General features: G+C 66.7%; 6 protein-coding genes. 5 read left to right on the top strand and 1 reads right to left on the bottom strand.

Features of this window, described 5'->3' with window-relative positions:
* A partial coding sequence (locus WAE60_RS22520) for a hypothetical protein (protein ID WP_337688938.1) occupies positions 1-244 on the top strand: 244 nt, incomplete at its 5' end.
* A gap of 93 nt (positions 245-337) precedes the next feature.
* On the opposite strand, the gene WAE60_RS22515 is transcribed toward WAE60_RS22520, so the two are convergent.
* Positions 338-652, bottom strand: a complete 315-nt coding sequence (locus WAE60_RS22515) for a hypothetical protein (protein WP_337688937.1) — start codon at positions 650-652, stop codon at positions 338-340.
* A 106-nt stretch (positions 653-758) separates the two neighbouring features.
* Here WAE60_RS22515 and WAE60_RS22510 point away from each other — a divergent pair, with 106 nt between their 5' ends.
* The 4 genes from WAE60_RS22510 (at position 759) to WAE60_RS22495 (ending at position 6,004) form a co-directional block, all read left to right on the top strand.
* Entirely contained in the window at positions 759-2,273 is a 1,515-nt protein-coding gene (locus WAE60_RS22510; protein WP_337688936.1) for an ATPase domain-containing protein, read from the top strand.
* Positions 2,266-4,296, top strand: a complete 2,031-nt coding sequence (locus WAE60_RS22505) for an ATP-binding protein (protein ID WP_337688934.1) — start codon at positions 2,266-2,268, stop codon at positions 4,294-4,296. Before WAE60_RS22510 ends, WAE60_RS22505 begins: the two co-directional genes overlap by 8 nt.
* A gap of 192 nt (positions 4,297-4,488) precedes the next feature.
* Complete coding sequence (locus WAE60_RS22500; protein WP_029907471.1) at positions 4,489-5,070, top strand: RNA polymerase sigma factor; 582 nt, start codon at positions 4,489-4,491, stop codon at positions 5,068-5,070.
* Positions 5,045-6,004: a FecR domain-containing protein gene (locus tag WAE60_RS22495; RefSeq protein ID WP_337688932.1), complete on the top strand. Its 960-nt coding sequence runs from the start codon at positions 5,045-5,047 to the stop codon at positions 6,002-6,004. Before WAE60_RS22500 ends, WAE60_RS22495 begins: the two co-directional genes overlap by 26 nt.
* Positions 6,005-6,081 lie beyond the last annotated feature (77 nt).

The raw sequence follows: 6,081 nt of genomic DNA, 5'->3' as shown, positions 1-6,081 counted from the left end.
GATTATGCCGACTCATATCTATGTCGAGCCCGCCAGTGAAGCGTGGGCGGTTCTCAGCGACCTCAGTGACAACCCGATGATCTTCGCTACCGGCGCGAGCGCCGAGCAGGCCGCGCGTGCGCTCGCCCATCGCCTGGCTGACGCCGGCGAACCTGTCGTCCTGGAAATCAAGCTGCGTGACGGCGCCACTGCGGGGCGGTTCTTCTTTCCGCCACGTTCCATGGACGACGACATCGCCGCCTGACGAGCGGGTTATGTCGGCGCCAAGGCCATTCTTGGATGAGGCGCCGCACGGGGGCCTGGACTTGGGCCGCGGTGGCGATCGGGCGCGGGGGGCTCAGCTCCGAGCCGCGGCTTGGGACAGTTCGAACCGCTTCGGCGGGGCCCAGTCGTGATCGAAACCGGTCCGAAGTTCAAAGCCACGCGCCTTCAGGCGCTCCAGGGTTTCGTCGTCAACATCGCTGAGCCACAGCAAGTCCTCCCACGCGCGAAAAGGACCCCAGAACATCAATTGGCGCGCGATGTGCGCCTCTATGCCCGTGGCGGTGATGTCTTCGAGGCTGGCGCGGTTCAGATCGCTCATGGCGAGGAAGCGGCCTGCCAAGGCAAAGGTTCCCTCGAAGCCGCCGTTGTGGACCCGTTCCAGCGGCACATTTTCCGGTCCGGAGAAACCTTGGCTTTAGCTCGTGAGTTAAAAGGCCGTGCAAAGCCCTTGAGGCGCTTGCCGATAAGTCCGAGACCCCGTGCCAGGAGCGCCTATGCAGATTGATCCGACCGCCAGCCAGTCCGAGCCGCGTGTGGCCACCGGGGTCCCTGGCCTGGATGAAATCCTGGGCGGGGGGCTGACGCGCGATCGCATCTATCTGATCGAAGGCACGCCGGGCTCGGGCAAGACCACCCTGGCCCTGCAGTTCCTACTCAAAGGCCGCGAGCTGGGCGAAAGCGGGCTCTACATCACCCTGTCGGAAACCGAGACCGAGCTGCGGGCCGCCGCGGCCAGTCACGGCTGGTTGCTCGACGGCATCGACCTCTTCGAGCTGGTCAGCGAAGAGGGCTTGGATCCCGACAGCGAACAATCGGTGCTGCATCCTTCCGACGTCGAGCTGGGCGAGACTACGCGCGGCGTTATGCGTCAGGTCGAGGAGACCAAGCCGCTGCGGGTGGTCTTCGACAGCCTGTCGGAAATGCGGCTGCTGGCGCAGAACCCGCTGCGCCATCGCCGACAGATCCTGGCGCTCAAGCACTTCTTCGCCACCCGTAAGTGCACGGTGCTGCTGTTGGATGACATGACCGCCGAAGATGGCGACCTTCAGCTCCACAGCATCGCCCATGGCGTCATCAGCCTGCAGCGCACCCCTCAGGAGTACGGCTCGCAGCGTCGGCGCCTGGAAGTGGTCAAGATGCGCGGCGTCAAGTATCGCGGCGGCTTCCACGACTTCGAGCTGGACACCGGCGGCGTCACCGTCTTCGAGCGGCTGGTGGCGGCCCATCATCATGCTGACTTCACGCACGAAGTCGTGTCGACCGGCACGCCGGGCCTGGACGCCCTGGTCGGCGGCGGCCTGTCGCGCGGCACCAACACCCTGATCAGCGGGCCCTCGGGCGTCGGCAAGACGACCACGGCGGTGCGCTGCGCTCTGGCCGCCCTGGAGCGCGGAGAGAGGGTCGCGTATTACCTGTTTGACGAGGGCCTGCCGACCTTGCTGGCGCGTTCAAAGTCGCTGGGAATGGATCTGCAGCCCTTCCTCGACAACGGCCAGCTGCTGATCCGCGCCATCGATCCGGCCGAGCTGTCGCCAGGCGAGTTCGCCTTCCACGTCCGCGACGCGGTCGAGCAGGTCGGCGCGACCCTGATCGTCATCGACAGCCTCAACGCCTATCTGCAGGCCATGCCGGGACAGAAGTTCCTGCTGCTGCAGATGCACGAGCTGCTGACCTATCTGAACCAGCAGGGCGTGGTCACGCTGTTGATCCTCGGTCAGCACGGCTTCATCGGCGAAGTTCGCAGCGATATCGATCTGAGCTATCTGTCAGACAGCATCCTGCTGTTCCGCTTCTTCGAGGCGGCCGGCGCGATCCGCACGGCCATCTCGGCGGTCAAGAGCCGCACCACTGAGCATGAGAAGACCATCCGCGAGATCCGCCTGACCCATGATGGCATCGAGGTGGGCGAAGCCCTGACCGACTTCCAGGGCGTGATGTCGGGCCTGCCGTCCTACGAAGGCAAGGTGCCCATGCTCGGCCAAGGCGACGAGCCGCGCGCGCATGGATGAACGTATCCTGATCCTGGCGCCGCGAGGCAGGGACGCGCCGGTGATCGCCGAGACCTTGGCCAATCTGGGCCACCGAACGCTGATTTGTCCCAACCTGTCGGCGCTTACGCAGGCGCTGCGGGAGGACGCAGGGGCGGCCGTCCTGACCGAGGAGGCATTGGCCGCCGACGCCACCGATACCTTGACCGCGTGGCTCGCCGCGCAACCGGCATGGTCGGACTTTCCGTTTATTGTCCTGGTTACCAAGCAGCCGGGCAAGCGCACCCAGGCCGATGCGGCGCGGTTGAGCGCGATCGGCAACATCGTGCTGCTCGAGCGGCCGATCAACGCCGAGACGCTGATCAGCGCGGCGGCCTCGGCGGTGCGTGCGCGTCGACGCCAGTACGTGGCCCGGGATCACTTGGTCGAGCAGGCCAAAGCCGAAGAGAAGCTTCGTTTTGCTCTGGACGCCGGTCAGCTCGGCGCCTGGGACCTCGACCTCGACAGTCGCCAGATCGCGGTGTCGCCCATGACCAAGGCCCACTTTGGGCGTAGCCTCGATGCCGAACTGACCCTGGCGCAGGTTGAGGCCGCGGTTCATCCCGATGACGCGGAACGGCGTCAGGGCGGGCTGGACGCCTCGATCAACCGGGGCGAGGACTACGGCGTTGAATATCGCGTCGTCTGGCCCGACGGCTCCGTTCACTGGCTTCAGGTTCGCGGCCGCCCAGCCCCAGGCTTGCCAAGGCGCCTGTCGGGCGTGACGCTCGACATCACCGAGCGCAAGGCCGCCGAGGCGGCCTTGATGGCGATGAACGAAACCTTGGAAAAGCGGGTCGCCGAGAGCGTCCATGAGCTGCAGCGCTCCAATGCGCGGCTGCTCAACGAGATCGGCGAGCGCGAGCAGGCCCAGGCCGCCCTGGTCCAGGCCCAGAAGATGGACGCTATCGGCCAGTTGACCGGCGGCATCGCCCACGACTTCAACAACCTCCTGACCGCTATCGTCGGCAATATCGATATGATCGAGCGGCGCAGCGACGACGAGCGGATCAAGCGCATGGCCGCCAACGCCCGCGAGGGCGTGGAACGGGCCACCAAGCTGACGGCCCAACTCCTGGCCTTCTCCCGTAGCCAGCAGTTGGATCTGCAGCCCGTCGAGGTCGATGCGCTCATCCTGGGGATGGACGACCTTCTGACCCGCACCCTGGGGCATACGGTCGAGGTTAGAACGAATCTGCGCGCTGGAATGACGCGCGCCAACGCCGACCCCAATCAGTTGGAACTGGCGATCCTCAACTTGGCGATCAACGCCCGCGACGCGATGGGGGAGGGCGGAACGGTGACGGTGTCCACCCGCTTGGCCGACGACTGGCACGAGGGCCTGCAGCCGGGCCATCATGTGGTCATCGCCGTCAAAGACACGGGGCATGGCATTCCGGCCGAGCTTTTGGCCAAGGTCTTCGACCCCTTCTTCACCACAAAGAGCGTGGGCAAGGGCACGGGCCTTGGCCTCAGCCAGGTCTACGGCATCGCCACCCAGTCTGGGGGCACTGTGCGGATCGACAGCACCGTGGGCACGGGCACGACCATCGAGATCTGGCTGCCGGTCAGTGACGCGGCCGAGCGCCTTAAGCCTAGTGAAATCCCCGCCGCGGAGACGCCGCTCAGCCAGGGCGAGCGAGTCTTGGTGGTGGATGATGATCCCGGTGTGCGGCGGTTCATCGTTCAATGCCTCAAATCGCTAGGCTACCACGTCACCGAAGCGTCCGGCGGCCAGGCCGGTCTGGATCGCATCGCCGAGGACCGCCCCGACCTGATGGTGGTGGATTTCGCGATGCCGGGCGTCAACGGCGCCCAGGTTGCGGTCCAGGCGCGTCAGGTCCTTCCCGCGCTCGCCGTCCTCCTGGTCACCGGCTACGCGGATGCGCAGGCGATCAAGGACTTGGTTCGTTCTGAGGCGGTGCTTCGCAAGCCGTTCAAGGTCAGCGACCTGGCGCTCGCCGTTCGACGCACGCTCGAGGAAAGCGAGCGCCATTCCGCATAGGTCATTTGCTCGATCGCCAGGCTCGTCTAGCGCCTTTGGAATGTCAGGTCTCAGCAGTGAGTCGGGAGTCCGCTGTTGGCGCCATGTTACCTTCACAAGCGGCGGCTGCGTTGCGTTGCCCACTTTGTTTGACGGAAACCTGCTCGCCGTGCATCGCTTCAGAAAAGACCCAAAGCCAGGCGAGGAAACCGGTTGCAGGATGGACGTGGGCGCATTGTTGCGTGGCTGGGGCGGGAGATTCTGCCCCATGAAGCCGACGTGCGCGCATGGCTTCGGCGATCCCTGGCCGCGGCGGGCGACGCCGACGACGTGATCCAGGAAGCCTATTGTCGGCTGGCCAACCTCGCCTCGATCGACCACATCGAGAATCCGCGGGCCTATTTCTTCCAGGCCGCGCGGAGCGTCGCCCTGGAGCAGATCCGGCGGGCGCGGGTGGTCCGCATCGAGACGGTGACGCAAATCGACGCGCTGAACGTCGAACTGGATGAGCCTTCGCCCGAGCGGATCGCCGGTGGGCGGCGGGAACTGGCCCGGGTGCAGCGCCTGATCGCGGCCTTGCCCGAACGGTGCCGACGCATCTTCGAGATGCGCAAGATCGAAGGCTTGCCGCAGCGCGAGATCGCCCGCCGCATGGGCGTGACCGAGCACGTGGTCGAGAATGAATCCGTGAGGGGGCTGCGCGCCATCCTCGCCGCCCTCGCCGAGGGCGAAACCAACCAAGACGCTGTCCCAAGGAGGTCGAGCTCTCATGATCGAACGCGAAAGCGCCGCTGACATCGAGGCGCAAGCCGTCCGATGGGTGGTTCGCGCCGATCAGGGCGAGCTGACCCTGGCGGAGCGAACCGAACTGGACGCCTGGCTGACGGGCGATCCTCGCCGCCAGGGCGCCCATGTGCGGGCCGAGGCCGCCTGGTTGATGCTGGACCGGGCGAAGGCGCTGGGCGGCGCCCCGGCGGAACGCTCGTTGTCCGAACGCGGACGGATGGGGCGCCGTCGCCTGCTGGCCGGACTGGGCGTGGCGGCGGCGGCCTGCGCGGCGATCGTCATCGCGCCTCGACTGCTGTCGGCGCGCTACGGCACCGCGCTGGGCGAAATCCGCCGGGTGCCGCTGTCGGACGGCTCGATGGCCGCGATCAACACCGACACCGTCCTGGACGTGACCATGCGGCCTCGGCTGCGGCAGGTGAAGCTGGACAAGGGCGAGGCCTGGTTCCAGGTCGCCAAGGACCCGCAGCGTCCCTTCGTGGTCGAGAGCGGGCCGGTGCGGGTGCGGGCCGTGGGCACGGCCTTTTCGGTGCGCCGCCGCGAAGGCGGATGCGATGTCCTCGTGACCGAAGGCGTGGTCGAGGCCTGGTCGCAGGACGTCGGCGGCGCGCCCCGCCGCGTCGGGGCCGGCGAGCGGATCTTCGTCAGCGACGAGGTCGGGCCCGCCAACCCCGCCGTCGCGCCGATCGACATCACCCGCAACCTGGCCTGGCGGGAAGGGCAGATCGTGCTGGACGGCGAAGCCTTCGCCACCGCCGCCGCCGAATTCAACCGCTACAACGCGCGCAAGATCGTCATCGCCGATGACTCGATGGCCGACGAAAAGCTGGTCGGCTGGTTCCGCACCAACGAGCCGGAAAGCTTCGCCCGGGCGGCCGCCAGCAGCTTCGGCGGCAAGGTGACGGTGCGCGGCGACGTGATCCTGGTCGAGGCCGGCGAATAATTTTTTTGCCGGTGTCTGACGGAAACCGGTTTCCGCCGCATCGCTCAAGACAGGTGCTCCAAGAGGCGCCGTCGGAA

It is taken from the genome of Caulobacter sp. CCG-8, from assembly GCF_037402475.1.
In the GTDB taxonomy this organism is placed as follows: Bacteria; Pseudomonadota; Alphaproteobacteria; order Caulobacterales; family Caulobacteraceae; genus Caulobacter.
The sequence above is the reverse complement of the archived record's forward strand: the minus strand, read 5'-3'. Positions and strand labels throughout refer to the sequence as shown.